The organism is Vitreimonas flagellata, assembly GCF_004634425.1.
GTDB classification, from domain to species: Bacteria; Pseudomonadota; Alphaproteobacteria; order Caulobacterales; family Aquidulcibacteraceae; genus Vitreimonas; species Vitreimonas flagellata.
Genome location: NZ_SBJL01000002.1, coordinates 103,253 through 128,758, shown reverse-complemented (window position 1 = coordinate 128,758; position 25,506 = coordinate 103,253). Strand labels below are relative to the sequence as shown.

Annotated in this window: 22 protein-coding genes and 1 tRNA gene; 11 read left to right on the top strand and 12 right to left on the bottom strand. The window is 62.2% G+C overall.

What is annotated here, in order from left to right; translation table 11 throughout:
- The first annotated feature begins 32 nt into the window (after window positions 1–32).
- Window positions 33–1,397: a formimidoylglutamate deiminase gene (locus tag EPJ54_RS08700; RefSeq protein WP_135211326.1), complete on the top strand. Its 1,365-nt coding sequence runs from the start codon at window positions 33–35 to the stop codon at window positions 1,395–1,397.
- Window positions 1,394–2,128, top strand: coding sequence for a histidine utilization repressor (gene hutC, locus EPJ54_RS08695; RefSeq protein WP_135211325.1), 735 nt, complete (start codon window positions 1,394–1,396; stop codon window positions 2,126–2,128). Before EPJ54_RS08700 ends, hutC begins: the two co-directional genes overlap by 4 nt.
- Here the strand turns inward: hutC and EPJ54_RS08690 are convergent.
- Window positions 2,125–2,904, bottom strand: coding sequence for a helix-turn-helix transcriptional regulator (locus EPJ54_RS08690; protein ID WP_135211324.1), 780 nt, complete (start codon window positions 2,902–2,904; stop codon window positions 2,125–2,127). The two genes, hutC and EPJ54_RS08690, sit on opposite strands and share 4 nt — an antisense overlap.
- Before the next feature lie 132 nt (window positions 2,905–3,036).
- Between EPJ54_RS08690 and EPJ54_RS08685 the strand changes: the two genes are divergently transcribed.
- The gene (locus EPJ54_RS08685; protein WP_135211323.1) at window positions 3,037–4,221 is read left to right on the top strand and encodes an acyl-CoA dehydrogenase family protein; all 1,185 of its coding nucleotides are present in this window, start codon (window positions 3,037–3,039) and stop codon (window positions 4,219–4,221) included.
- Between the two features lie 222 nt (window positions 4,222–4,443).
- Here EPJ54_RS08685 and EPJ54_RS08680 read toward each other — a convergent pair whose 3' ends face one another.
- Together EPJ54_RS08680 and EPJ54_RS08675 are read right to left on the bottom strand one after the other, a co-directional pair.
- Complete coding sequence (locus EPJ54_RS08680) at window positions 4,444–6,978, bottom strand: TonB-dependent receptor (RefSeq protein WP_135211322.1); 2,535 nt, start codon at window positions 6,976–6,978, stop codon at window positions 4,444–4,446.
- A gap of 138 nt (window positions 6,979–7,116) precedes the next feature.
- Window positions 7,117–8,070 carry an oxygenase MpaB family protein gene (locus EPJ54_RS08675; protein WP_239590832.1) on the bottom strand — a complete coding sequence of 318 codons (954 nt, stop codon included), beginning with the start codon at window positions 8,068–8,070 and terminating at the stop codon, window positions 7,117–7,119.
- A 144-nt stretch (window positions 8,071–8,214) separates the two neighbouring features.
- Between EPJ54_RS08675 and EPJ54_RS08670 the strand changes: the two genes are divergently transcribed.
- From EPJ54_RS08670 to EPJ54_RS08660, 3 genes are read left to right on the top strand one after another with little or no spacing between them, the layout of a single operon-like run.
- Window positions 8,215–9,210: a phosphotransferase family protein gene (locus tag EPJ54_RS08670; RefSeq protein ID WP_135211321.1), complete on the top strand. Its 996-nt coding sequence runs from the start codon at window positions 8,215–8,217 to the stop codon at window positions 9,208–9,210.
- Between the two features lies 1 nt (window position 9,211).
- Window positions 9,212–9,589: a DUF6285 domain-containing protein gene (locus EPJ54_RS08665; protein WP_135211320.1), complete on the top strand. Its 378-nt coding sequence runs from the start codon at window positions 9,212–9,214 to the stop codon at window positions 9,587–9,589.
- 23 nt (window positions 9,590–9,612) lie between these two features.
- Complete coding sequence (locus EPJ54_RS08660) at window positions 9,613–10,902, top strand: acyl-CoA dehydrogenase family protein (RefSeq protein ID WP_135211319.1); 1,290 nt, start codon at window positions 9,613–9,615, stop codon at window positions 10,900–10,902.
- 7 nt (window positions 10,903–10,909) lie between these two features.
- On the opposite strand, the gene EPJ54_RS08655 is transcribed toward EPJ54_RS08660, so the two are convergent.
- Together EPJ54_RS08655 and EPJ54_RS08650 are read right to left on the bottom strand one after the other, a co-directional pair.
- Entirely contained in the window at window positions 10,910–12,649 is a 1,740-nt protein-coding gene (locus EPJ54_RS08655; RefSeq protein ID WP_135211318.1) for an N-acyl-D-amino-acid deacylase family protein, read from the bottom strand.
- A 383-nt stretch (window positions 12,650–13,032) separates the two neighbouring features.
- Window positions 13,033–14,262 carry a DUF3422 domain-containing protein gene (locus EPJ54_RS08650; RefSeq protein ID WP_239590831.1) on the bottom strand — a complete coding sequence of 410 codons (1,230 nt, stop codon included), beginning with the start codon at window positions 14,260–14,262 and terminating at the stop codon, window positions 13,033–13,035.
- On the opposite strand from EPJ54_RS08650, the gene EPJ54_RS08645 reads away from it, so the two are divergent.
- Both EPJ54_RS08645 and EPJ54_RS08640 read left to right on the top strand, forming a co-directional pair.
- On the top strand, window positions 14,254–14,952 hold the full coding sequence (locus EPJ54_RS08645) for an MBL fold metallo-hydrolase (protein ID WP_239590830.1): 699 nt from the start codon (window positions 14,254–14,256) through the stop codon (window positions 14,950–14,952). The two genes, EPJ54_RS08650 and EPJ54_RS08645, sit on opposite strands and share 9 nt — an antisense overlap.
- Window positions 14,953–15,415: 463 nt before the next feature.
- The gene (locus tag EPJ54_RS08640) at window positions 15,416–15,889 is read left to right on the top strand and encodes a TspO/MBR family protein (protein WP_135212080.1); all 474 of its coding nucleotides are present in this window, start codon (window positions 15,416–15,418) and stop codon (window positions 15,887–15,889) included.
- A 152-nt stretch (window positions 15,890–16,041) separates the two neighbouring features.
- On the opposite strand, the gene EPJ54_RS08635 is transcribed toward EPJ54_RS08640, so the two are convergent.
- From EPJ54_RS08635 to EPJ54_RS08610, 6 genes are all read right to left on the bottom strand, one after another.
- Entirely contained in the window at window positions 16,042–16,260 is a 219-nt protein-coding gene (locus tag EPJ54_RS08635) for a hypothetical protein (protein ID WP_135211315.1), read from the bottom strand.
- Window positions 16,261–16,274: 14 nt separating this feature from the next.
- Window positions 16,275–17,114, bottom strand: coding sequence for a hypothetical protein (locus EPJ54_RS08630; RefSeq protein WP_135211314.1), 840 nt, complete (start codon window positions 17,112–17,114; stop codon window positions 16,275–16,277).
- A 140-nt stretch (window positions 17,115–17,254) separates the two neighbouring features.
- Window positions 17,255–18,880, bottom strand: a complete 1,626-nt coding sequence (gene groL, locus EPJ54_RS08625) for a chaperonin GroEL (RefSeq protein WP_135211313.1) — start codon at window positions 18,878–18,880, stop codon at window positions 17,255–17,257.
- 29 nt (window positions 18,881–18,909) lie between these two features.
- On the bottom strand, window positions 18,910–19,227 hold the full coding sequence (gene groES, locus EPJ54_RS08620) for a co-chaperone GroES (RefSeq protein WP_135211312.1): 318 nt from the start codon (window positions 19,225–19,227) through the stop codon (window positions 18,910–18,912).
- A 592-nt stretch (window positions 19,228–19,819) separates the two neighbouring features.
- Window positions 19,820–19,892: transfer RNA gene (locus tag EPJ54_RS08615), tRNA-Ile, on the bottom strand.
- Between the two features lie 37 nt (window positions 19,893–19,929).
- Entirely contained in the window at window positions 19,930–21,789 is a 1,860-nt protein-coding gene (locus EPJ54_RS08610) for a toll/interleukin-1 receptor domain-containing protein (RefSeq protein ID WP_135211311.1), read from the bottom strand.
- A gap of 125 nt (window positions 21,790–21,914) precedes the next feature.
- Between EPJ54_RS08610 and EPJ54_RS08605 the strand changes: the two genes are divergently transcribed.
- Both EPJ54_RS08605 and EPJ54_RS08600 read left to right on the top strand, forming a co-directional pair.
- Window positions 21,915–22,229, top strand: a complete 315-nt coding sequence (locus EPJ54_RS08605; protein ID WP_167755649.1) for an MliC family protein — start codon at window positions 21,915–21,917, stop codon at window positions 22,227–22,229.
- 95 nt (window positions 22,230–22,324) lie between these two features.
- Window positions 22,325–22,840 carry a hypothetical protein gene (locus tag EPJ54_RS08600; protein WP_135211309.1) on the top strand — a complete coding sequence of 172 codons (516 nt, stop codon included), beginning with the start codon at window positions 22,325–22,327 and terminating at the stop codon, window positions 22,838–22,840.
- A gap of 55 nt (window positions 22,841–22,895) precedes the next feature.
- Here EPJ54_RS08600 and EPJ54_RS08595 read toward each other — a convergent pair whose 3' ends face one another.
- On the bottom strand, window positions 22,896–23,387 hold the full coding sequence (locus tag EPJ54_RS08595) for a hemerythrin domain-containing protein (protein ID WP_135211308.1): 492 nt from the start codon (window positions 23,385–23,387) through the stop codon (window positions 22,896–22,898).
- A gap of 153 nt (window positions 23,388–23,540) precedes the next feature.
- Here EPJ54_RS08595 and EPJ54_RS08590 point away from each other — a divergent pair, with 153 nt between their 5' ends.
- Complete coding sequence (locus EPJ54_RS08590; RefSeq protein ID WP_167755648.1) at window positions 23,541–25,505, top strand: alpha/beta hydrolase family protein; 1,965 nt, start codon at window positions 23,541–23,543, stop codon at window positions 25,503–25,505.
- Window position 25,506 lies beyond the last annotated feature (1 nt).

Genomic DNA, 25,506 nt, shown 5'->3' with positions numbered 1-25,506 from the left:
TATACATAAAGACGAAGCGGCGAGGTTGTCCAGTGAGCAATGACGGCACGAGCCTTTGGTTCGCGGAAGCTCTGTTGGAAACGGGTTGGGCGCAGGGCGTGCGGCTCAAGCTGCGCGACGGCGCGATTGCCGATATCGAAACGAACCTAGCGCGCGCTTCGGGCGAACAGGGCGGCGCGGTGGCGCTGCCGGGGCTCGTCAATGTGCACAGTCACGCCTTTCAGCGCGCGATGGCGGGGCTGACGGAGCGACGCGGGCCGAGCGCGGATGATTTCTGGTCGTGGCGCGAGCTGATGTACCGTTTCCTCGATCGCGGCGGCGCCGATGAGATCGAGGCGATTACCGCGCTTGCGTTTGCGGAAATGCTTGAAGGCGGCTTCACGCGTGTCGCAGAGTTTCATTATCTGCATAACGATGAGCGTGGTGACGCGTACGCGGATCCCGCGGAGATATCAGCGCACATCGTCAATGCCGCGCGCGACACAGGCATCGCGCTGACTATGCTACCGGTATTTTACGCGCATGCGAATTTTGGCGGCAAGCCGTTTGTGAGCGGGCAGCGCCGCTTCATCTCCAACGTTGATGGCTTCGCCAAGATGGTGGATGCGTGCGAACGTCTGGTGCGCGATTTGCCGGACGCCAATGTCGGCGTGGCGCCGCATTCGCTGCGCGCGGTGACACCGGAGCAATTGCGCGATCTCGTCGCCATCGCGGGCGATCGGCTGATCCATATTCACGTCGCTGAGCAGAGGCGCGAGGTCGATGATTGTGTGGCGTGGTCGGGCAAGCGGCCCGTCGAATGGCTGATGGAGAACGCGCCCGTCGATCAGCGTTGGTGCTTGATCCACGCGACGCACGTGACGCCGGAAGAAACACGCGCGATGGCGCAAAGCGGCGCTGTGGTAGGCCTGTGCCCGATCACGGAAGCCAATTTGGGCGACGGCGTGTTTCCCGCTGTCGAGTATCTCGAAGCTGGCGGCGCGTTCGGGATCGGTACGGATTCCAACGTGCTGATCGACGCTGGCGAAGAATTGCGCACGATGGAATACGCGCAGCGTCTGACGCGCAGAAAGCGTTCTGTGTTGGCGCAAGCCGAGGGGAGCACAGGCGGCGAGCTTTTCCGTCGTGCGCTCGCGGGTGGTCAGCGCGCGACGCAGGGTGGAGGCGGCCTGAAGATCGGTGTGCCGGCGGATATCGTTGGCCTCGATGGTGAGTCATCGTTGCTCGCGCATCGCGGTGGCGACGCGCATCTGGATTCATGGGTGTTCGCGGGCGGCAAACGCTTGGTGAAAGACGTTTGGCGTCGCGGCCGTAAGGTCGTGCGGGACGGGCGTCACATTGCGCGCGAGGCGATCGAGCAGCGTTACACGCAGGCGCTAGGGCGCATCCTCGCGTGAGCCGCGCGCCGACTTCCGACACGTTACATGCGCGCATTCGCTCGAACATCGAGCGGAAAATTCTCTCTGGCGCTTGGAAGCCGGGGGATCGGATCCCGTTCGAGCATGAGCTGATGGAGAAATACCAATGCTCGCGCATGACCGTGAACAAGGCGATCGCGGAATTGGTGAGCGCGGGGCTTGTGGTGCGCCGCCGCCGCGCCGGCTCGTTCGTGGCGCCGCCGCCGGTGCATTTGTCGATCCTGGATATTCCAGACATCCAGGCAGAGATCCGCCAGCGTGGGCAGGACTATTCGTACAAGCTGATCGCACGCGCCGTGCGCAAGCCAGCGCGCGGCAATGCTGATGAGCAGGCGTTGGCTGATGGGGGGGCGCTGCTTGTGGTCGAGTGCTTGCACAGCGCCAACAAGCGGCCGTTTGCGTTGGAGCGGCGGCTGATTGCGCTGAAAGCGGTGCCGCACGCGGCGGAAGCGGATTTCGCGCACGTATCGCCGGGCGCCTGGTTGCTGGATCACGTGCCATGGACACAGGCCGAGCATCGTGTGTCGGCGGTGAATGCGGATGATGCAGTGTCCGACGCACTTGTTATCGATCCGCACGCCGCATGCTTGCGGCTTGAGCGGCGCACCTGGCGCAACGGCGTGGCGATCACGCATGTGGTGCAGACGTTCGCGGGTGAATCCTATCACCTCGCGGGCTCGTTCACGCCGACGCGCGCAAAGCGGCGTTAAGAACGCGACGGGCCCATGCCGACATAGCCGAGCGTGGCGGCGCGATAGATCGCTTGTGAGCGGCCGACGACATCGAGTTTGCGCGCGGCGTTGGTCATGTGGAAGCGTACGGTGGGCGCCGAGATGCCCATGATTATGCTGATCTCGGAATCGGTTTTGCCGGCAGCGCCCCATTTCAGGCACTGAATTTCACGGCGCGTCAGCAGCGGGGGTGAGATGGCTGCGCTGCGTACGGTGCGTTCGTGGTCGGCGCCGATGAAGTGCATGGCGAGCGCCTGTAGGTGCGCGATGTGTTCTCGGAAAACCGGCTCTATCGCGAAGTCGGCGTCCGCCGTGGCCCAAACGACGGCGCCGATGACGCCGCCCGGCAGATAAGTGGGGGAGATGATGGCCGCGCCGACACTGAAGCGTTCGGCCGGGCCTTGGCCGTTGAGCGCGTCGAGCACGTGCGTTTGTCGCCAGGTCGCGAGCCGACCGTGGCTGTAGAACATGGGCTCTGAGCAGATGCGCACGGCGTGAATGAAATAGGAGCGCAGCGCAAAGCCACGATCTTCCCAATAGCGCAGATCAGGATCGACCCATTTGAAAAGCGCGCCTGCATAGGGCCGGCCGTTTGAATCGCGAATGGGCGCGGGGCTGCCGATGTCCGCACTTGCTGCAACGCAAGGCAAACCAATCTCGCGACCTTTGCTTTCGACAAGCGCAGCTAACCGATCGATTTCAAGCGCGATCGGGTCCGGCTTCGCGTCCCTGTCGGTTCCGCTAGCTTGTGGCATCAGGCTAAAATCCGGAACGTCTTCAAGTGGCTGGAGCTCGCCCAAAAGTGACTCATCCGTCGTCTTCAACGAAAGCATGACTAAGGCTGGATTCACAGCGTAAAAGTCTGTCAGCCGAATGGCGGAGCGCACATGCACCTTGAGTTGGAAGAGTCCGAGCGCGCGTTTCGCGACGAGGTCCGCGCCTTCCTTAAGGACAATCTCACGCCGGACTTGATCGCGGGCGGGCGTTCGGCGACGAGCGTGTTCTGCGATCCGAAATTTTCGCTGCCCTGGCAACGCATCCTGAACGCGCGCGGGTGGGCCGCGCCCAGCTGGCCGAAGCAATTCGGCGGGCCCGGCTGGAGCGAGATGCAGCAATACATTTACGCGGAGGAGTGTGCGCTCGCGGGCGCGCCGAACCTGGCGCCGATGGGGCTGCGCATGGTTGGCCCATGCATCATGCATCACGGCACGCCGGAGCAGCGCGCGTATTATTTGCCGCGTATCCTCTCGGGCGAAGATTATTGGTGTCAGGGCTATTCCGAGCCGGGCGCGGGCTCCGATCTCGCCAATCTGCGCACGCGCGCGGACTCTGATGGCGATCATTACGTCATCAACGGCTCCAAGATTTGGACCACGCACGCGCATTTCGCGAACATGATGTTTGGCCTCGTGCGCACCGATTTCGACGCCAAAGCGCAGAAGGGCATCACCTTCCTGCTGATCGATATGAAGGCGCCGGGCGTGACCATTCGCCCGATCATCAATCTGGCCGGTGAGCACGAGCTCAACGAAGTGTTCTTCGACAATGTGCGCGTGCCGAAGGCCAATCGCATTGGCGCGGAGAATGACGGCTGGACGGTCGCCAAGTATTTGCTTGAGTTCGAGCGCGGCGGCAGCTTTGCGCCAGCGCTGCGGGCGCGGTTGAAGCGCATCCGGTCGGCGGCGCGCGAAGAGACGGCGGACGGCCGGCCTTTGTTGGAGAATTTCGCGTTCGAGGAACGCCTGGCCAGCGCTGAGATCAAGGTCGAAGCGATCCAGATTACGGAGCATCGCGTGGCGAGCGCGCTGAGCTCTGGGCAAAATCCGGGGCCGCTCTCGTCCATGCTGAAAACGCAAGGCACCGAGATGCTGCAACGGATCGAGGAATTGGGCCTTGATCTGGCGGCGCACTATCTGCCCGCCCGTCGGCACATGAATGGCTTCGGCGCCAATGAGCCCGCGTTCGGTTCGGATGCGGCGGCGCGCTATTACAATAGCCGCGCTGCCTCGATCTATGGCGGCTCGAACGAGATCCAGCGCAACATCATGGCGCGCTTGGTGCTCGGGCTTTAAGCGCGCGGCGACATGCGACGATTAAAGTCTGGGCCGTCGGAGCTCCCGCCGGCACGGCGCTTTAGCTAGCGACGAACGCTGGTGCTTGTTCAATCGGGCGGAATGCCGGCGAGGGCGCCGGCGGTCCGGACTTTTCCTTCAACAGAAGCGCGCGCGTACAAAGAAAAGCCGCCGCCTGCGGAGCAGACGGCGGCGAAGGTCGCGCTCTGGGAGAACGCGGGCTTAATAATTGAACGTCAGCGACGCGCCGTAGGTGGGCGCCATGCCCGGGAAGCGCACCACGACGTTCGCGTTCGATGCGACCGACGTCCAATAATAGGTATCGGTGATGTTGCGGCCCCACAGCTGCAGCGCCCAGCGATCGTCCAGCGCGTGCACGCCGACGCTGGCGTTGAGCACGCCGTACGAATCGATCGCGAACGTGGGCGCGTCGCCGAGGTCTGCCGCGGATTCATCCTGCCAACGGCCGTTGATCGCGGCTTGGAAGCCGAGCGAGTCGGTGAGTTCACGCTCGTAAAGCACCGTGCCGCTCACTTGCCATTCGGCGCTGTAAGGGAAGGCCACGTCGTCATAGAGACGCGGCAAACCGTCGGGGCCCGTGCCGCTGTAATTAATCACCGAAGTGTCGAGATACGTGGCCGAACCGATCAAAGTCAGATTGCCGCTCGGGCGCCAGGTCAGATCCATATCGACGCCGTACGCGCGCGATTCCGGTACGTTCTGCAGGCGCGCGAGCGCGGTGTAGATCGGATCGGAGAAGTAGGTGCTGATCTGCTTGTCTTCGTAATCGTAATAGAAGGCCGACACGTTGAATTGCACGGCGCCATCGAAGAGGCCGAGCTTGGCGCCGACTTCGTACGCCAGCAGCGATTCCTGCGTAGCAGGCGCCTGCTGCGTCGACGTGCTGGCCGCGTTCACCGGCGTGACGCCGGCTTTGTAGCCTTGCGACAAGGATGCGTAGAGCAGCGTGTTCGAATTGGCTTGCCAATCGAGGCCCACGCGCCAGGAGACGTTGTCTTCCTCTAGCGTGTGTTGGACCTGTCCGAACTGACCGGTGGTTGGGTTGAACGTGTTGCACTGGTTCATGGTGATCGGCGTCGGCGTCGGCAGCGCGTAGATCACCGTGTAGAGATAGCGGTTCACGGCGTTGACGTTCGCCAACATGCTGCCGTTGAAGTCCGCTGAGCAGCCTTCATACGAATGCTCGTCCTCTGTGTAGCGTACGGCGGTCGTGAGCGAGAGATCGTTGCTCAAGGCCCATTCCGCGTTTGCAAACACGCTACGGGTTTGCGCTTCCATGCTCGCCAAGTCGCGATAGGTGCGGAACGCTAGCGACATATCGAGAGGCGTGTAGGCGCCGGGGCTGTAGAAGCCCGGCAGCGGGTTGATCGTGCCAGGCGGGTTGTAGGTCAGCGGCTCGATGCCGGCGAGGATCAGCTGGCCGACCGTGCGAATGCGGGCGACGTTGTAATTCTGGCCGAGCAGGGTGCGATTGTTGTCCTGGATTTCGTCCGCGCCGTAATAGGCGCCGAGCAGCCAACGCACGCGCTCGGTTTCGCCTTCGATGCGCAACTCTTGCGAGAAGGTTTCGACTTCACCGTCGAGTTGTTGCAGCAGGATTTCGTAAGGCGCGCCGCTCCAATCCGAGAGCGCGCTGCGCTCAAGGTGATTGTAGCCGGTGAGCGACACCAGACGCATGGCGTTGGGCAGCTCCCAGGTCAGGCGCAACGCGCCGGCCCAGAAGAAATTGTCCTCGGCCAGATCGCCAGAAAGGCCGGCGCCCGCGCCGATATTGGCGCTGCGCACGGATTCTGGCGCCCAATCGGCTTGCGTGGAATCGGTCGGGAAATTGTTCTGGATGTAGCTGACGAGGCCCGGCGCGGCGGCGGGATTGTACAACCCGCCGGCGTTGAAGAGCGCTGCCGCAGGATTGAGCGTCGGGTTGGTCGCCGGCGTGAAGCCGATGCCTTGGCCGACGATGGTGTCGGAGCGATTCTCCCAGGCCGAGAGCGTGAACTCGGCGAGGAAATCTTGTGTGACGTCCCATTCGAAGCGCGCGCGACCGCCGAGGCGGTGAACCTCGCCCTGGGTTTCGTCGCGCGTATTGCTCTCTTGCCAACCCTCATCGCTGTCTTCCGAGCGGAAGGCGACGCGAAAGCGGAAGGTGTCGCTCAGGGGCGCGCTGAAATAACCCTCCAGGTTGTGCGTTTGATAATTGCCGAACTCGGCCGTGAGCGAGGCTTCGATCTCGTCGGTCGGGCGGTTGGTGATGAAATCGACGAGGCCAGCGGTGGTGTTGCGGCCGTAGAGCGTGCCCTGCGGGCCCTTCAGGACTTCAACGCGCTGAATGTCGAAGATCGGACCCGTCATCATGAATGGGAATGGGTAGGCGACTTCATCGACATAGGAGCCGACGGTTGACGTCGCCGACAGATTGATCGTGTTGAAGCCGATGCCGCGCAGCGTGTAGATCGGCACGCCTTGATAGGATTGTTGAACCGAGAAGCTTGGCGCCACCGATGAGAGGTCACGCACGTCCGTGACGTGCAATTGATCAAGCTGCTCGCCGCTGAAGGCTTGGATGCCCATGCCGACGCTGTTGGCGGTTTCTTCGCGACGGTTCGCGGTCACAACGATTTCGTTGCTGTCAGCGACCAGCGGATCCGAATCTTGTGCGATCGCGACCGGTGCGCTGAAGAGTGCAGCAGCTGACGTTCCCACGCACAGAATCGTGCGCAGCATAGGCGTGCGGTTCATATTCCCTCCCACTGCGGCTTTTTTTGAGAGTTTCCCCGCCGCGACTGTACGGGGATGCTCAGCGACGCGAGGGTCCGGAACAAGCTGTTGGAATTGATAGGCCACGTGCGCGCCTATGATTCATACGTGCGCAGAACGCTATTCCGCTGCGATAGCGGACGGGGCGGCAGGCGGACTCCATTGTGCAAGCAAACGCGCTTGCGCCGCGCGACTGCGATAAAGAAAGTCCGCGGGGAGACCGAGACGCAGCGATGCTTGCGCGGGCGGGGCATCTTTGATCGCGACGTGATCCGCCAATGCGCCCATCGCGCGAAGCACAGTCTTCGAAATCGGGTCGAGATCGTACTCGCCGCCAAGCTCAAGTCGTTCGCGTACGATGGGCGGCAGTAAAGAGACGGAAGCCTTAGCCATCATCTTGCGAATGCTGGTGGGCAATCCGATCGCGCCAGGGCCGGATTGCACGATCTGCAGGAATTCGCCGACGATCGGGTGCGGTTCGAAGCGTGGGGCGAGCTTATCCATCATCGCCATGAAATCGGAATCGGAGCCGATCTCGGCTTTGACGCCATAGAGACGAGCGACCGGCGCGCCTTCGGCATAGAAGCGGCGCTTCTCCTCCTCGCTAAGCGGACTAACAAATCGATCATACGCGTTGAGGAAGCCGTAGCCTGCCGTTGCGCTAACCCAGTCAAGCAATTCGACATCGAGCGCTTTGTAATGTTCGCCGTTGGGCGTCTTTCCCTCGACGCGGGAATGCATGTTCGTCACGCCCTGGATCACGCGCCGCGCGGCTTCCTTCGGCGCATAGACGCCTACCATCGCGGCCATGCCGGTCCGTTGCGAACGGCCGATCGGGTCGACTTTGTAAATCGAGTGGTCCCAAACGCCGGAGCGGATGCGTGCGTCGGCGAACTCAAGCAACACCGCGGCGACGCCGCCAATGCCGAGCGCGACAGGGTTCTTGAAAACACGCCATTGCATCGAGTCTGGCGCGACCATCGCCGGCGCGCCCGGCGGATTGGCGAAATCGACCTTCCAGCCGAGATACGAGTCCATGTGCAGGCCCGCGCGCTTCATCGTGTCGTTTGCCATGCAGCCAAGATAGCACGATTTGGCGCTCAACCCATGCCCTGGCGCCTGTGAGAAATGATAGGCGCGACCACCGAACGCTGTTCCGCCACGGCATGGCGTTGCGTGCGCTTGCGGGGGCAAACCAAACGGCGGAATGTGGCCCCCATGAGCGCGCCTTCTCTCGATCGTGACGCATTGGCGGCCTTGGCGCCGAAGCTGGCGCCGGGCGCCACGGGCGTTGCCGAGGTGCGCCAATTGTCGGGCGGGGCGAGCCAGGAATTGTGGCTCGTGGCGTTGGATGCGCCAGGCGGGCCGATGCGCACCGTGTTGCGCCGCAAACCGCCGCAGCGCGCTGCGAGCGAGTTGGCGATCGCGATCGAAACCGAAGCGCTGTTGATTGCGCTTGCGCATGATGCCGGCGTGCCGTCGCCGCGTGTGCTGCACACGCTCACACGGCAAGATGGCTTAGGCGCCGGCTTCTTCATGAGCTTTGTTGACGGCGAAGCTTTGGGCGGTCGGATCGTGCGCGACGAGGCGTTCGCTGCCGTGCGGCCCAAGCTCGCGCGGCAATGCGGAGAAATACTGGCGCGGATTCACACGTTGTCCCGTGAGCGCGTGACTGAGCTGCCGGTGAAAGATACGGTGCGTGTGATCGATGAATTGGAGCAAGCCTACCGCGCCGAAGATTGGCCGCGGCCGGTGTTTTCGCTCGCGTTCCGCTGGCTGCGCCAGAACATGCCGGCGCCCGCAGAAACCACGATCGTGCATGGCGATTTTCGCAATGGCAATTTGCTGATGGGTCCCGAGGGCGTGCGCGCGGTGCTCGACTGGGAATTGGCGCATGCGGGCGATCCGATGGAAGATTTGGGTTGGATCTGCGTGAACTCGTGGCGGTTCGGCATGATCGACAAGCCGGTCGGCGGTTTTGGCGCGCGCGAGGATTTGTTTGCTGGTTATGAAGCGGTGAGCGGCGCCAAAGTGGACGCCGCGCGTGTGCGCTTCTGGGAGATAGTCGGCACGCTGCGGTGGGGCGTGATTTGCACGATGTCGGGCGTGCTGCTGCGCGGCGAGGGGCCGTTTACAGTGGAGCGGCCGATGATTGCGCGGCGCGCGTCGGAAACCGAACTCGATCTCTTGAATCTGTTGGAAGGCGTCGCCTGAGATGCAGGATCATCCCTCCGCCATCGCCGTGCTCGACATCGCCATCGCGCATCTGCGTGACAATACGCTGCCTGATCTGAAAGGTCGCGCCGCCTTCGATATGCGCGTGACGCTGAACGCGCTGCAATTGGTGCGACGCACGCTCGTGCTGACGCCGGAAAGTGATGCGGCCGAGCGCACACGATTGGAAGCATTGCTTGGCGAAGCCGGTGATCTCGACAGCCTCAACCGCGCGCTGTGCTCACGCATTGAAGCGGGTGAGCTGGATTTGGCGTCGCCGGGGCTCATCGCGCATCTGCGCGCCACGGCGCTCGAAAAACTGGCCGTCGATCAGCCGAGCTATTCGGCCTATCGCCGCGCCACGGAAGCAAAAGACTGAACTAAAGATTGGGGAGTATCGCGATGGATTTTGATCTGCCGCCGGAGCTGATCGCGTATTTGGCGGAACTTGACCGCTTCATCGAAGCCGAGATCAAGCCGCTCGAAAACGAGAACGACAATATCAAATATTTCGACCATCGCCGCGAGTACGAGCGCACCGATTGGGAAAAGGGCGGGCTGCCCAAGCACGAATGGGAGGCGCTGCTCGCTGAAGCGCGCCGCCGTGCGGATAAGGCTGGGCATTTGCGTTTCGCATGGCCGAAGGAGCTTGGCGGCAAGGATGGATCGCAGCTTTGGCTGGCCGTGATCCGCGAACATCTCGCGGCCAAGGGCCTCGGGCTCCACAACGATCTGCAGAACGAGCACTCGATCGTCAGCAACAACCCATTCGTGGTGATGTTCAAGGAATTCGCGACGCCCGCGCAATATGCGCGCGATTCAGAGAAATTGCTCAACCATAAAATGATCACGGCGTTCGGTCTCACCGAACCCAATCACGGCTCCGACGCCACGCACATGGAAACCCGCGCCGTGCCGCACGAGAAAGACGGCAAGAAGGGCTGGCGGATCAATGGCGAGAAGATGTGGACGACGGGGATGCATGTCGCCACCCACATCCTCACCTTCGCCCGCACCAGCGGCAACGACGGCGATGCTAAAGGCATCACCACGTTCATCGTGCCAGCCGATGCGCCTGGCGTGAAGGTCGAAGAATATCTCTGGACCTTCAACATGCCGACCGATCACCCGCGCGTGTCGCTCACGGACGTGTGGGTGCCGGAGGATGCGTATTGGGGCCAGATTGGCGGCGGGCTTCGTCTCGGCCAAAGCTTCGTGCACCAGAACCGCATCCGCCAAGCCGCGTCATCTTTGGGCGCAGCGGTCTATTGCATCGAAGAGAGCGTGAAGTACGCGCGCCACCGCAAGCCGTTCGGACATGCGCTCTCCGAGAACCAAGCGATACAATGGCCGCTCATTGAACTCGCGACGCAAGCCGAGATGCTGCGCCTGTTGATCCGCAAGACGGCGTGGGAAATGGATCGCATGCCGCACAAGCAGATCGAACACGAACTCTCCGACAAAGTTTCAATGTGCAATTATTGGGCGAACAGGCTCTGCTGCGACGCGGCCGACCGCGCCATGCAAGTGCATGGCGGCATCGGTTATTCGCGGCACAAGCCGTTCGAGCACATCTATCGCCACCACCGCCGCTATCGCATCACCGAAGGCTCCGAAGAGATCCAGATGCGCAAAGTCGGCGCCTTCCTGTTCGGCTACATGGGCCCGCGCAAAGCGGGTTTCGCGAGCTAGGCTCGCGTTACTCCGCTGCGACCTTCATCGGCGCCGTTTGCGGTCCGCGAATGAGCTTGCCCGGATGCACGCCCAGATATTCGCCGTCGCGGAAGGTGATCTCGCCGGACTTGATCGTGGCGACATAGCCTTCCGCCTTCTGCAGCAGGCGTTTGCCGCCTGCCGGCAGATCGAACGCAAGCCACGGCTTGCCGAGCTTTATCTTGTCGAAGTCGATCACGTTGATGTCGGCCAGATAGCCAGGCGCGATTAGCCCGCGATCTGAAAGTCCATAGAGCCGCGCCGTGTCGCGGCATTGGCGCTTCACCGCATTCTCAAGCGTTATGCGTTGGCCCGCGCGATCGCGCACCCAATGCTGCAACATGAAGGTCGGCGAGGCTGCGTCGCAGATCGTGCCGCAATGCGCGCCGCCGTCGGAGAGCGAGTTCACCGTGTCGTCGGAGACTTGCAGCGCTTCGAGGAAGTTCAAATTCCCGTCGGCATAATTCAAGATCGGGAAATAGATGAAGCCCTTGCCCTCGTCCTGCATCAGCAGATCGTACGCGTATTCCGCCGGGGACTTGCCCACCGCTTCTGCGCGCGCGGCGATCGTCTCGGCTTGTGTCGGCTCATAATTGAAATCGGGCCCCATCTCGTATTGCAGTGACCAGCCGCCCGAGATCACCATCATCAGGCCGACGAGATCACTTTCCGGGAAGACGTTTTCTTCCGTCAGCATGCGTTGCTTGAACGCTGGGTCTTTCAAATGCGCGAGCTGTTCGGCCCACGGCTTGTCCACGATCTCAGTCCATGCCGGACGGAATCGGAACGGATGCACTGTGCCTTGCCAAGCCATGACGATGCCGTTCCCACGCAACGCAATCTGCGCAACGATATTGGCGCCCTTGGCGTTCTGCGCGCGCATCTCTGAGATCTGTTCGTCGAGCGGCAGCTCCTTGGCGATCGATTGCAGCGCGGCGAAGGTGACGGGAAGTCCCGTCTCGCGGCTCAGATCGCCCATCCACTCGAACTCGTTCCACTCGCGCTTCAGGTCCGACGCCATTTCGAACACGCCATAACCGACGCGGCCCATGGCGCGGCCAATGCCGATCAGCTCTTCCTTCGTTGCTGTCGTGCCCGGCACAAGTTCGCCATCGATCGAGCGGTGCAGGATCGTGCGCGACGTCGAGAAGCCCAAGGCGCCTGCGCGCAGACCTTCTTCCACGATCTGCGACATGCGCGCGATCTCATGCTCGGTCGGATCAAGATTGCGCGCGCCGCGCTCATCCATCACGTAGGCGCGCACCGCGCCGTGCGGAACATGCGTGCCGATATCAATCGTGCGCGGCAGGCGCTCCAATTCGTCGAGGTATTCGGGGAAGCTTTCCCAATTCCACGTCAGGCCCTCGGCCAGCGCCGTGCCTGGAATATCTTCCACGCCTTCCATCAAGCCGATCAGCCAATCGTGCTTGTCGGGCTTCGCCGGTGCGAAGCCGACGCCGCAATTGCCCATTACCACGGTGGTGACACCGTGCCAGGACGAGGGGGCCATCTCCTGATCCCAGGTGGCTTGGCCGTCATAATGCGTGTGGATATCGACCCAGCCTGGCGCCACGATCTTGCCGGTTGCATCGATCTCTTGTTTGCCGCGCGGCAGGTTGGGCCCAATCGCTGTGATCAAGCCGCCATCGACAGCCACGTCAGCAACAAATCGCGGCGCGCCCGTCCCATCGACGACCGTCCCGTTGCGGATGACCAGATCATGCATCGCGCCTCTCCTGTTTTGTATGGGAGAGAGTAGAGACCCCATCGGCGGAGATGCGCAATGTTGTCGGTGCGGAAAGCGCACCGTGTTCGCAGGTGCGACAAGTCGACGAAATTGGTGGGCCCGACAGAACGGATGAGCAGGGCTGACGCCTTCAAGGTGGCAGCCTGTCAAACTGCTCTCGCGGGTGCTCCAACAATTCCAATGGGTTATCGGGGCGCTGTCCAACCTAACTGGGGTTTCTCAGCATGGTGGTCCAATTCCGCACAAACCGACGATCGGCATCATGGAAGGGCGACGGCGCGAAGAGTTTCGAAACCATCACACGACTAATCATCGTGCCTGGATTCATGAGAGTGTTCGCATGGAGCGCCCTTTAGAGGCCTCTACATACGCTCTCGGAAGTGTTTCAGCGTCAACCAAACAATGGCGACGGTGATGATCGCCAACGCCATTTTATGGATATCGCTGCTGGCGATGCCGGCCCAATGGTTGAGCGGTGTGGTCACCGCCATCGCCAATGAATATGCGTAATAGGCAATGGCGGCCACGGAAAAGCCTTCAACTGCGCGCTGCAGGCGCAATTGGGCTTTTGCGTTTTCATTCATCGACGTGAGTTGCAGCTGGTTCTGTTTGGCCATCTCGATATCAACGCGCGTGCGCAAGAGACTTGCCGTGCGTTCGACTCGCGCCGCCAGAGTTGTGAGCCGCGACTGCGTCGTGGCGCAGGTATCCATTGCTGGAACAAAGCGTCGTTCTATGAATGTGGACACGCGCTGCAATCCCTCGATCCGCTCTTCGCGCAATTCCCTCAAGCGTTGCTCGACAATACGCCGGTACGCATTCGCTGCGCCGAATCGAAACGCCGTGCCTTGCGCAATGCGCTCAATGTCGCGTGCGGCGTCGACTAAATTGTCCAAAGTTTCTGCTTCGGACTTTTGAGTGTCCGCAATCGCCTCGCCAACGCGCCGTTCCAGTTCATCGATCTCTCGTTGAAATTGCTTGGCGAGCGGCAGGGCGAACAGCGCGGCCATGCGGTACACTTCGATTTCGAGCAGTCGCCGAATTGCGCGACCGGCACGAAACTGATTCATGTCGCGCTGCATGAAATGAATGCGCGTCCAACCATCCTCACCGAGTCGGAAGTTGGTCCAGACGCCAGCGCGTCCGCCCGAGAGCAGGGATCCGACATGTTCATTTTCAGCACTCTCTTGTCCAAGCGAGCGGCCAAGGTCTTCGGGCTGCGGCGCTTCGGTGTTGACGAACACTGCGGCGGCGACAAATCGCTTGCCTGGCGCGTTGGCGAGGACGGATGATGCTTGGATTGGCGCCAACGGATCGAAGTTTCCACTCTGAGCCAAGGTCCAGGTCGAGAACTCGCCATGACGCTCCCACTTCAAAACGCCGCTGGGCGTATTGACCAAGAGGTGATCGGCAGTGGGATTGAGCGCCCCCAGTCCAAGCGCCAGAGCGGTCGCTTCGGCGTAGGCGCGAGAGGCTTTACCGCCGTCGTCGTGAAGCCTGGCGTCATGCAGAATGAGGGCCGGCGCCGTAACGGGCACAGTGGGACGCGTATGGGCTTCGCCCGCCAATTGGGAACGCAGCTCGTGATCCAACGCACTTCTCCGCTTGCGAACGGCTATGTCCGCCGCCCACATGCGCGCCTACCACTGTTGTGGCCGTTGCTCATCAACCCACGTCTGCGCGAGCAAGACACGGCGCGCCGCCAAATCGAAGCGCTCAGCTTTCACGCGCGCGACATCCGCCACATCGTGCTCACCCATCTCGATTTTGACCATGCCGGCGGCCTGGAAGATTTCCCAGACGCCCGCGTCCACGTCCTCGCCGCTGAACACGAAGCAGCGAAAGCGCGAAGCGGCTTCGTCGCGCACCAACGCTACCGCGCGCGCCAATGGGACGAGGTGCGAGACTGGCGGTTCTACGAACCGGGCGGAGAGGGCTGGCGCGGCTTCGATGCCGTGCGCGATCTCGATGGCCTGCCGCCCGAAATCCTGATGCTACCGCTACGCGGCCACACACTTGGCCACGCGGGTGTCGCGATCCAGAGCGAACGGAGCTGGCTCCTCCACGCGGGCGACGCCTATCTGCACAGCGCCGAAATGTCCCCATGTCCCTCATGTCCACCCGGTCTCGCGCTCTATGAGCGCATTATGGATTCCGATCATCGCGCGCGCGTGGATAACCAAGCACGCCTTCGCACGCTGAAACACGATGAGCCAACCATCAAAGTTTTCTGCTCACACGATGTCAGCGAGTTCGCCGCGCTCAGCGCTGCGCCGAGCTAGGCGCCGAGGCCCGGGATGCGCTGGGCGCGACTGAACGGCGCGTCGTCCGCGGGCCACGGTTCTGTACGGTGGGTGCAACGTCGCCTTGTGGGATGTCTCGCCTTTGAGCCTGGGCGCAGACTGACGCGAGTGTTGAACGTGCGCAGGCGCTTACTGCAGCAAGCCCGTCATTCGCAGACCTTGGCTCAATAGTGCGAGGTCTTCGGCGCAGTGGAAGGGTGGCCAAGCATCGAGCGTGGTAAGGCTCAAGCTTGGCGCCAGGCGCTGAATTTCTGCAACTGCGCCTCGCGCATCCGCCAGGCGCCCGGTGTGCGCACAACTGGCGGCAATGGTTGCGGCCGGAAGGGGAAGTGCGTGTCGCGGAACGCCCTATCGAGACGCAACGCGCCGCGTGGACTTCGGGGAATGTCCTTTCTAGGTTGTTTCGTGTGCGGCCGCGCCGCGCAGAAGGTTCGTGACCGCCATGATATCGTCCTCGATAAGTGCGCTGGCGATCTTTTTCGTCGCGAGTTTTGCTGCTGCGTCAACAGGCGCGGTATTCCGCCCCGGCGCTTGGTACGCCAGCCTACGTAAGCCGAAATGGACGCCGCCGAATTGGGCGTTTCCTGTTGTCTGGTCCGTGCTTTTTTGCGCGATTGCGGTGTCAGGATGGTTGGTGTGGGAAGCTGCGGGTCTAGCGGCTTGGCCGGCTCTGGCCTTGTTTGGGGCGCACTTGGTTGTCAACGCCGCCTGGTCCTTTCTGTTCTTTGGACTGAAGCGCCTTGATCTAGCTATGGTCGAGGTCGTTTGCCTGTGGCTCGCAATCGCTGCGTTGATTGCAGTCTTCGCACCGATCAGCGCGACAGCGGCAGTATTACTCGTGCCCTACTTGGCTTGGGTGAGTGTCGCGGCGATGCTGAACCTTCGTCTTCTGCAGCTCAACGGCTCACGCGGCTAGTTTTGCACGCGATCGCCAAGGCGTGGGCGGCCGTACTGGCGCGTATGCCGCGGATTGGGAGTTCGGGCTGGAAGCTTTGGCCGCGTTGGTCGGTGAAACGCAATGAAGAGCATGCGCTACAGCCAGTGCGTGCGGCGCATGCTCTTCGCGCATTATTTGTTCGCCTGCGTCTCCGCGGTCGGCGCAGTGGCGGCTTCAGGCTTCTTCACTGCGGATTCCGTTTGCGTTTCACCCTGGGTGGGCGCCGTGCTGGTGGCGGGAGGCGACGCAGACTCCGTCTTCACGGCTTCGTTGGTCGGCTGCGTCTGCGCTAGAGCTGGGCTCGCTATGAGCGCGACGGAACCGGCGAGTGCGAGGGCAATGGTGCGCATGTGTTTCTCCTTTCTTACGCTGCGCGGACAAAAGTCGGGGTTTGACGCGGCGCGGTGCTGAGCACCGCAGCTTGGCGCAGTGCGCCGGCGCCAGGATCGGGTTGTGGTGTTGTGCGCCACACATTGGTGGGCGCGAGATCGGGGTAGGACACCATCAGCGTCGCCCCGTGACCGCTGAGCACGCAGGCGTCGCCATTGGCTGGCGCGAAAACACTTTGTCCTCGCGCAATCGGCGCGCCGTCGATACACGCGCCTGGTGTGAGCGCGGTCAAGACGTGACACGTCTCACCGTCCGGTTCGAGCACGCTGCGCTCCGGAAGCGTCCAAAGCTCGACGCTGAGTGCGGCATCGCGCATCCAGACTTGTCGAGCGCTTGTATTGCGATGCGCGAGAATTCGGCGCAGCGGATTTGCCGGAGGCGGGCTGTTCTCAAGCAGGAATTGTGGACGAACCTCACACGCTGCGACGCCCGCGTCGAAGCCAAGCCGTGTTGCGCCTTCGATGCGAAACAGATCGCCGCGCCTGCAGCGCACGCGTCGGGCGCGTTTGCCTTCGCTGAGTAGAAGCGCCCTGTCGAGTGGACTCTCAATGATGCGCCAGAACCCGAGACGTCCGTCGAGGTTGAGTGCGTCAGTCGGCTCATCCGTAAGCACCAGTCGCACTGACGGCGGCGCGCGCCCGAGATCGCCAAGCATCTCTTCCGGAGCGTTTTGGATCAGCGCGCCAAGCGACGAGCCGGTGGAGGTAGGGTTCGCGGCTTGACAGCTCCTGATTTCGCCAATGCGCGCCGAAGGGCGCGGCAGGCCTGCGCACCAATCGCCAAGTTCATCGCGACCCCAGCGGCGCGGCAACATGCGGGGAGTCAGAAAGATCGGTTCTCTTGCCATGGTGAAACGACCTCGTCCTGCGTATGTCTCTCTTTCTCCTTCTCGGATTACTGAAGCCGAAGCCGCCATGTGCGTCCCCCAGCGCACATGGCGGTCGGCGCGAGGCGTCAGAAGTCCAGATCGGCGCCAGAGGGCGTGGGCGCGCTCCGGTCCTTCTTGGGCGCTTCCGCAATGGACGCCTCGGTGGTGATGATCAAGCCGGCGACCGACGCCGCGTTCTGCAATGCAGAGCGCACGACCTTCGCTGGATCGATGACGCCCTCCTTGAAGAGGTCGCCGTACGTTTCAGTCTGCGCGTTGAATCCGATGTGCGGCTCTTTCTCGGCCAGCAATTTGCTGATCACGATTGAGCTTTCCACGCCGGCATTTTCCGCGATCTGGCGAACGGGCGCTTCGAGCGCGCGTTTGACGATCTGCACGCCGATCGCTTGATCCTCGTTGTCCACGCTCACGTTGAGGCGAGAAGCGGCGCGGAGCAGGGCAGTGCCGCCGCCGGCGACAATGCCTTCTTCAACCGCGGCTCGGGTCGCATGGAGCGCATCATCGACGCGGTCCTTGCGTTCCTTCACCTCAACCTCAGTGGCGCCGCCAACTTTGACGACAGCGACGCCGCCGGCGAGTTTGGCCAGGCGCTCTTGCAGCTTCTCGCGATCATAGTCGGAGGTTGTGTCCTCAATCTGCGATTTGATCTGCGCGACGCGCGCGGTGATCGCGTCCTTCTTGCCGAAGCCATCGACGATCGTGGTGTTGTCCTTCTCGATCCGCACCTTCTTGGCGCGGCCGAGTTGCTCGATCATCACGTTTTCCAGCTTGATGCCGAGGTCTTCGCTGATGACTTGGCCGCCCGTGAGGATGGCGATGTCTTCCAGCATGGCCTTGCGGCGATCGCCGAAGCCCGGCGCCTTCACGGCGGCAACCTTCAGGCCGCCGCGCAGCTTGTTGACGACGAGCGTCGCGAGCGCTTCGCCTTCGACGTCTTCCGCAATGATGAGCAATGGCTTGCCCGTTTGCAGCACTTGCTCCAGCAACGGGATCAACGGCGCAAGCGAGGTGAGCTTCTTTTCGTGCAACAGCACGTAAGGCTCATCCAACACCGTTTCCATCTTGTCGGCGTTCGTGATGAAATAGGGCGACACGTAGCCCCGATCGAACTGCATGCCCTCGACGACCTCCAATTCACTTTCCAGCGATTTGGCTTCCTCGACGGTGATCACGCCTTCCTTGCCAACCTTCTCCATCGCGCGCGCCAGCATATCGCCGATGTCGCGGTCGCCATTGGCGGAGATCGTGCCGATCTGTGCGATCTCGGCATTGGTCGAGATCTTTTTGGCTTGCTTTTCGATATCGGCCACCACCGCCGCCGCGGCTTTATCGATGCCGCGCTTCAAGTCCATTGGGTTGCGACCCGACGACACCGCCTTCATGCCTTCGCGCACGATCGCCTGCGCAAGTACGGTCGCGGTCGTGGTGCCGTCGCCTGCGCCATCGGCGGTCTTTGAGGCAACCTCTCGGACAAGCTGAGCGCCGAGATTCTGGAACTTGTCTGCGAGTTCGATTTCCTTGGCGACAGTGACGCCGTCTTTCGTGGTGCGCGGCGCGCCGAAAGACTTTTCAATAATGACGTTTCGACCCTTGGGGCCGAGCGTCACCTTCACTGCATCCGCCAGAATGTCGACGCCTTCCAACATGCGCGCACGCGCATCGGCGCCGAAGTGTACAAGCTTCGCTGCCATGTTCGTCCTCTGAATGTTGAAACTTTGGATTACGCGGCCCGGAGATTTGCCTTGGTCGCGCCTTCGATCACGCCGAGGATGTCGCTTTCCTTCATGATCAGAAGGTCTTCGCCATCGATCCGCACCTCGGTGCCCGACCATTTGCCGAACAAGATCCGGTCGCCGGGTTTTACCTCAAGGGCGACGACTTTTCCGTCGTCGCCGCGGGCGCCGGGGCCAACGGCAATGATCTCGCCCTGTTGAGGCTTTTCCTTCGCGGTGTCGGGAATAATGATGCCGCCGCGTGTCTTCGCATCCTCCTCAACGCGGCGCACGAGCACGCGATCGCCAAGGGGTTTGAACTGCATGAGCGTCGATCTCCTCTTCTGCGTTGCAAACGGGAAGAGGGCCCGGCCCAAGGGCTTCTTGAATGGAAGCAACATCTGCCTGCCTCTCCGATCGTTTCATCGAACAGGCAGCCGCGGCATTTCGCATGCGTCGCCGCGACTGCCAAATGACGAGGCCGGATTTGGGAGCGCCTCTGTTTAGCGCAAGAGGGCGGGAGAGAATTTTTTGGGGTCTTCCATGACGAGCCTTGGATCAGCTATCTTTGCCCAAGGAGCAGGGCGCGACTTCTTGACGACATCGCGGGAACCGCATTTTAGGTCCGAGACCTTCGGCAATTGGTTTCGTGATGCCTACGATGCGGCAGGACGGTTTGAGAAAAACGACGGCGGTCTGGCTCGCGGAGGCAGGCTGCACGACAAAGCAAATCCAAACCATCACCGGTCACGCCACAATACGCGACGTTGAACGCTGCACGACGTCCGCCGCCCAGCAGCGCTTGGCGCGCCAGGCTATGGTGAAGCTTCAAGAACGAGCCGCTAAAACGGCAAAAGCGTCAAACCTGTCAAACCGACAATTGCGGTCCAGAAAAATCAAGCGCTTAGACAAGGTGAGTGGGCCCGGCAGGACTCGAACCTGCAACCAGACCGTTATGAGCGGCCGGCTCTAACCATTGAGCTACAGGCCCCAATGCCGGCCGCATGTGCGGGCCGGCGGGGCGTCCGTCAAGTCTCGCCGTCGCCGCGTGCGTAGCCGACGATGGCGGCGCGGACGAAATCGTCGAAATTGATGCTGTCGAGGCTGTCCGGGTGCTTGGCCCAGGGCGGACCGTCGAGCATCTGCACGGTGATGTCCGGCTTCTTGGTGCGGCGGCGGCGTGAGAGCGCGTGGCTGGCTTCTTTCTCGACCCATTCCGAGGCGGCGGCGGATTTCGACCAGCAGAGATGGAAGAGATCGGCGCGCTCGATTTCCTTGCGCAGGCGCGGGCTCCATTCCTCGCCGGATTTGAGCGACGTGCGATCCCAAAAATGTTCAACGCCCGCGGAAGCATAAGCCGTTGCGATGGCGGAGACGGTTTCGCGGTCCTTGCTCGAATAGGAGAGGAAGACGCGCTTGTGGCGTTTCAGGCGCACTTTGTCGCCGATACCTTGCGGCTTCTTATCGGCGCCGATGACCGGCCGTGTGAAGGCGAGCACGCCGATTTGTGCGTCATCCACGAACACGCGCGCGAGTACGACGATCTGCTTCACGTCCGCATCAGCTTCGATCGAGAAATTGAAATCGATCGGATCGCCGCGCCAGGTGCGACGCTGCACGGCGCCGTCGCACGCAGCGCCGCGCACTTCGAGCGAGACGCCAACTTTTGCGCCAAGCGCGACATCGCCGATGCTCATGCCTTGCGGTGCGGGCTCGGTGCGCGGATCGATTTGGCGCGCGGCTTTGATGACGGCTTTCAAATCTTTCGGTTGGTGGATCGCGATGCGCACGAGCTCCGGCGTACCGCGACGCACTTTCTTGGGTGCAAACGCCGTGGCGTCGGCGGGGGCGGTTTGGGCGGGCCTTTGGTAGTCGATTGCGCGTTCGCGCGATGGTGGTGCGCTGCGCTTTGCGGCGGGCGCGGGGGCGCCGACTGATGGCGCGGGAGCCTGCGGCGGCGGGGCTTCGACGGGTTCTGGCGGCGCCGAATAATGCGGCGGCGCTGCAGCGACGGGCGCTTCGGTCGCGGGTTCGGGCGCTGGCGGCGCTTCGTCAGCGGCCGGCGCAGGCGCGCCGCCGACCATGAGGTCTTCGTTGGCCGCAGGTGGCGCGCCAAACGCCTCATCTTCTAGCGTTGGCGCTTCCGGCGCGCTCAGGCCCTCGTCTAATTTTTCTTCCGACACCGGAGGTGCATTGCGCGCTTCGGGCGCGCTTGCTTCCAAGTCTTCAGCGGAATCTTCTGGAGGTGGTGGGAGCGCGTCTGAGTCAGGCGCCTCCGCCTCGATTTGCTGCTCTTGTTGATGTTGCTGCGTGAGTTGCTCTGCCGCCGGCTCTTCGACTGGCAGGGGTTCGTGCTGTGCTTCCGGCTCGGACGGAGGCGTTGGCGCAGCTTCGAACTCCGGCTCGTGCGCCGGTTCCCTCGGCGGCGCGGGCGGCGTTTCTTCCACTGTGCTTTCGATCGGCGCCGATTCTACTGGCGGGGGCTCTGGCGCTTGCGGCGGAAGTGGCGCTGCGTGCGGTGTTTCTTCGGTTGTCGCTTGGCGGCGACTGACGAGCGCTGTCGCGCGTTCGTGCGCGAGTTGGAACGCCATGATCGGCCAGGCTTCGGGCAAGAAGCCAAACGCGGCGCGCGCTTCTGGTTCAACGACGATCAGCTGCGCGCCGCCGAGGCGGGTAGCGAGCGTGTGCAGGAGCGCGACGAAGTCCGCTTGTTGCGCCGCTGCATTAGAGAGAATGATGCCGACATTCGCCGCACCGGTGAGCGCCGCGGCCGTGGCCTCGTGATCGCCCAAGGTCGCAGCGCCGATCACATCGAGGCCGAAGCCGTCGCCAAGATCGTAGGCGGCGTTGCGGTCAGCCTCCGCCACAATCAAGAAGCCGTTGGACATGCATTCCCCCTGCGCGAGTGGCGAACTTAGTGTGCGTGTGCTCAGCCGAGCAAGCCAAAGCGCCTTCTACGCTTTTGCGTGGGCGCCAAATGACGTAGAAGGTGCTGACGATGGGAGTTTCTCGCATGCGCGCCGCCTTACTTATTGCCGCTTTCGCCTTAGCGGCGTGCCAGACCCCGTGCCCGGCGCCGGATACGGGCCCGGTCACGCGACAATTCCGTTGCGAGGACGGATCGGAATTGAACGTGATGTTCACCCGCTCGCCCGATGTCGCGCGGGTTTCACAAGAGGGCTACACGACAGTCGAGCTTCCGGCTCGGATCATTGGCGCGGGCTATCGCTATTCTGACAACGGCATTGAATTGCGCGGCCGCATGAACGAGACCTATTGGAGCCGCCCGGGCGCGGCCGAAACGGTTTGTCGCGCCGTCGCACAATAGGGTGTGCGGCCACATTTAAGCTGCTAAGCTGGCGGACGAGCCAATTGTGTTGCGCGGCCTGGAGGGGCGGCCGCGACATGAACGGAGATTTATGTATGCGTACGAAGATAATGGCCGCGGTGTTTGCGGGCGCGATGATGCTGGCGTCGTGTGAAACCACAGGTGGTTATGGCGGCGGCTACGGCAATAGCGGCGGCCGCACGCAACTTTCACAATGCACGCGCAATGCTCTGATCGGCGCCGGCATCGGCGCTGTCGTCGGCGCAACGCAAGGTCCGCGCGAAAACCGCGCCGAGAATGCAGCACTCGGCGCGGCCGTCGTCGGCGCCGGCACCTATGGCGTGTGCAGGTATCTCAGCGCGCGTGAGCAGCAGCGCGTCGAGAACGCCTATTATCAATCGCTCAATAGCGGCCAGGGCGTGAACGATTCTTGGCAGTCGGACCAAGGTTCGCCGCGCTCGCTCACCGTGAGCGCGCCGCAAGCTGCGCCTGGTTATGGCGGCGAGTGCCGTCGTGTCAGCGCAACGGTCAACGACCCGCAATACGGCAATCAACAATTGCCTCCAGAAACCTTCTGCCGCTCGCCGAGCGGCGCCTGGGCGCCCGCGTAACGCGATCGGCGTGAGATGAAGGGGCCGGTGTTCTTCACCGGCCCTTTTTTTGCGCTCAGATCCGCGCCATCAATTCATCCTTGCGCGCCTGCAATTGCGCGCCGAGCTCATCGAGGTCGAGATCGGCTTTCTTCGCTTTGGCGAACATGCCGTCGCGTTGCTCTTCTTCCTTGACATGGTGCTTGATCATTTCTGACAGCACCTTCACGCGCGCGTCCCAATGATCGTCGCCGGGTTTGCCGGCTTCGATTTCTTCGATCAGTTTCTTTGCGCCATCGTGCTCGATGTCGGCTTCGTCCATCATGTCGTCTTCGATGCCGGCCGCACGGCAGGCCGGGTAGAAAATCTCTTCCTCGATCTGCGTATGCACTTTGAGCGCCGTACAAATCTGGCGCGCCAGCTTGCCCTTCTTGGCGCCGCTATTGGTTTCCTCGAATTCCTCGAACCAGCCTTCGACCTCGCGGTGATCGTTCTTGAGCAATGTGATTGCGTCCGGCGCCGCTTCGGTCTTTGCGGCGTTAGCCTTTGCGCTTTGGGGTGTCGGCATTTTGGTGATGTCCTCCTTGTCCGACAACCCGGATCAAAATCCCTAGTTCCCTCAAAACTATCCGGATCAAAATCCCTAGTTCCCTCAAAACTATGCCGCTCGTGCTTGATTTCAGCGTAAGGTTGCACTCCAATGAGCGGCTGGAGGGGATCCATGAGAATTCTTGCGGCGATCGCGTTCTGGCTGCTGGCGTTGCCTGCGGCGGCGCAGACTATTCCTGTGGAGGCCTTTGGACGCCTCCCGGCAGTGGCGGACGTGGCGCTTTCGCCAGACGGCCGGCGCGTGGCGATTGCCTCAAGCAACGTCGCGGGCGAAGGCTCCGTCATCATCGTCGATTTGGAGAACGCCGCGCAGCGCCAGACTTACGGCGTTGGCGGCGACATGAAGCTGCGCGGCATCGGCTGGGCCGACAATGAGCGTGTCACCTACGTGGTGTCGCAGGCCTTCCACGCAAATTCTGTGTTGCCCGATGGCTTTCGTTGGCGCGGCGGCTCGCCCGGCCGTGTGGAATATATGCGCAACGGCGTGATCAATTTGAACACTGGGCGCGCCGTCATTCTCAGCACCAACCCGGAGAACGCGTGGGCGGATTACGGCTCGCAATTGATCGCGCCGATCTCCTCCGATCCTGGTTACGGGCGCATGATCGGACGCGCCGCGAATGAGAGTGCGCACATCGTGCTCTTCCGCGTTGCGCTGGACTCGGGCCGCGTCGCGCAAGACGCGCCGAATGGATTTAACGCGGATACGGTTGATTATCTTGTCGATCATCGCGGCGACGCGATCGCACGTTTCGACAGCAATCGCGTCAGCAATCGTTGGCGCGTTTTCACGTACGAGAACGAGCAGCCCAGACTGCTGTTTGAGGGCGTGTCTGAATATGGTCAGCCCGTGAGCTTGCCGGGGGAGCTGCCTGACGGCCGGCTTGTCGCATTGGACACCAATGAAGCCGGTTTTTACACGCTATACGCCATTGATCGTGCGGATGGCGAAGCGCGCGTCTTGTTTGAGCGGCCGAATGCTGAAGTCGATGGCGCCATCCTCGATCCGTGGTCGCGCCAAGTTGTCGGCGCCACCTGGACTCAAACTGAATCGCAGCAGCACTATTTCGAGCCCGCCCTGCAACAAGTGCACGAGAGCTTGCCCACTCTGATTCCGGACAGTGTCGCGGGCATCGTCTCATGGTCGCAGGATCGGCGACGCTTCTTGATCTATGCCGAGCGCGGGCTCGATGGCGGCGCCTACTACATTTATGACGTCGGCGGCCAAGTGCGCATGCTGGCGGCGCGCTATCCTGAACTCGCGCGCGTCAACAGCGGTCAACGGCAATCGATCACCTATCGCGCGCGCGACGGGCACTCGATTCCGGCCTATCTGACCCTGCCCGCGAACGTCGATCCTCAAAATCTGCCTGTTGTCGTGCTCGTGCACGGTGGCCCGCACGCACGGGACACCATGGATTTCGATTGGTGGGCGACATTCCTCGCTTCGCGCGGATACGCGGTGTTGCAACCGAATTTTCGCGGCTCAAGCGGTTACGGTCAGGCCTACGAAGACGCTGGTCGTCGCCAATGGGGGCGGTTGATGCAGACCGACGTTGAGGATGGGGCTGCCGCCTTGGTGCGCGCGGGCATTGGCGACGCCAACCGCATGTGCATTGTCGGCGGCTCCTATGGCGGCTACGCAGCGCTGGCTGGTGCAACCTTGACGCCCACGCGCTATCGTTGCGCCGTCTCCGTGGCCGGTGTCTCCGACCTCAACCAAATGCTGGACGATATCACACGGCGGTTCCGCTCGGGCGCGTCTGTCATTGATTGGTGGACCGATTCTATCGGCGATCGCGTGGAGGACCGCGAGAGCATCCGCGCGGTGTCGCCCATCAATTTGGTGGATCAAGTGCAAGCGCCGATCCTGTTGATCCACGGCACCGATGATACGGTTGTTCCGATCGATCATTCGAGACGCATGGATCGGGCGTTGCGTGCGGCGGGCAAGAACGTGCGGTTCGTGGAATTACGCGGCGACGACCACTGGCTGTCTGACGCGCCAACACGCATCCAAATGCTGCGCGAGATCGAGACCTTCTTGGCGCAAAATCTGGCGCCAGCGGCGCCATAGG

Excerpts from the sequence above, each read along its gene's own strand:
- EPJ54_RS08690 (WP_135211324.1), bottom strand. The coding sequence starts at position 2,904 with ATGCCACAAGCTAGCGGAACCGACAGGGACGCGAAGCCGGACCCGATC.
- EPJ54_RS08685 (WP_135211323.1), top strand. The coding sequence starts at position 3,037 with ATGCACCTTGAGTTGGAAGAGTCCGAGCGCGCGTTTCGCGACGAGGTC.
- EPJ54_RS08680 (WP_135211322.1), bottom strand. The coding sequence starts at position 6,978 with ATGAACCGCACGCCTATGCTGCGCACGATTCTGTGCGTGGGAACGTCA.
- EPJ54_RS08675 (WP_239590832.1), bottom strand. The coding sequence starts at position 8,070 with ATGGCAAACGACACGATGAAGCGCGCGGGCCTGCACATGGACTCGTAT.
- EPJ54_RS08670 (WP_135211321.1), top strand. The coding sequence starts at position 8,215 with ATGAGCGCGCCTTCTCTCGATCGTGACGCATTGGCGGCCTTGGCGCCG.
- EPJ54_RS08665 (WP_135211320.1), top strand. The coding sequence starts at position 9,212 with ATGCAGGATCATCCCTCCGCCATCGCCGTGCTCGACATCGCCATCGCG.
- EPJ54_RS08660 (WP_135211319.1), top strand. The coding sequence starts at position 9,613 with ATGGATTTTGATCTGCCGCCGGAGCTGATCGCGTATTTGGCGGAACTT.
- EPJ54_RS08655 (WP_135211318.1), bottom strand. The coding sequence starts at position 12,649 with ATGCATGATCTGGTCATCCGCAACGGGACGGTCGTCGATGGGACGGGC.
- EPJ54_RS08640 (WP_135212080.1), top strand. The coding sequence starts at position 15,416 with ATGATATCGTCCTCGATAAGTGCGCTGGCGATCTTTTTCGTCGCGAGT.
- EPJ54_RS08635 (WP_135211315.1), bottom strand. The coding sequence starts at position 16,260 with ATGCGCACCATTGCCCTCGCACTCGCCGGTTCCGTCGCGCTCATAGCG.
- EPJ54_RS08630 (WP_135211314.1), bottom strand. The coding sequence starts at position 17,114 with ATGTTGCCGCGCCGCTGGGGTCGCGATGAACTTGGCGATTGGTGCGCA.
- groL (WP_135211313.1), bottom strand. The coding sequence starts at position 18,880 with ATGGCAGCGAAGCTTGTACACTTCGGCGCCGATGCGCGTGCGCGCATG.
- groES (WP_135211312.1), bottom strand. The coding sequence starts at position 19,227 with ATGCAGTTCAAACCCCTTGGCGATCGCGTGCTCGTGCGCCGCGTTGAG.
- EPJ54_RS08610 (WP_135211311.1), bottom strand. The coding sequence starts at position 21,789 with ATGTCCAACGGCTTCTTGATTGTGGCGGAGGCTGACCGCAACGCCGCC.
- EPJ54_RS08605 (WP_167755649.1), top strand. The coding sequence starts at position 21,915 with ATGCGCGCCGCCTTACTTATTGCCGCTTTCGCCTTAGCGGCGTGCCAG.
- EPJ54_RS08600 (WP_135211309.1), top strand. The coding sequence starts at position 22,325 with ATGCGTACGAAGATAATGGCCGCGGTGTTTGCGGGCGCGATGATGCTG.
- EPJ54_RS08595 (WP_135211308.1), bottom strand. The coding sequence starts at position 23,387 with ATGCCGACACCCCAAAGCGCAAAGGCTAACGCCGCAAAGACCGAAGCG.
- EPJ54_RS08590 (WP_167755648.1), top strand. The coding sequence starts at position 23,541 with ATGAGAATTCTTGCGGCGATCGCGTTCTGGCTGCTGGCGTTGCCTGCG.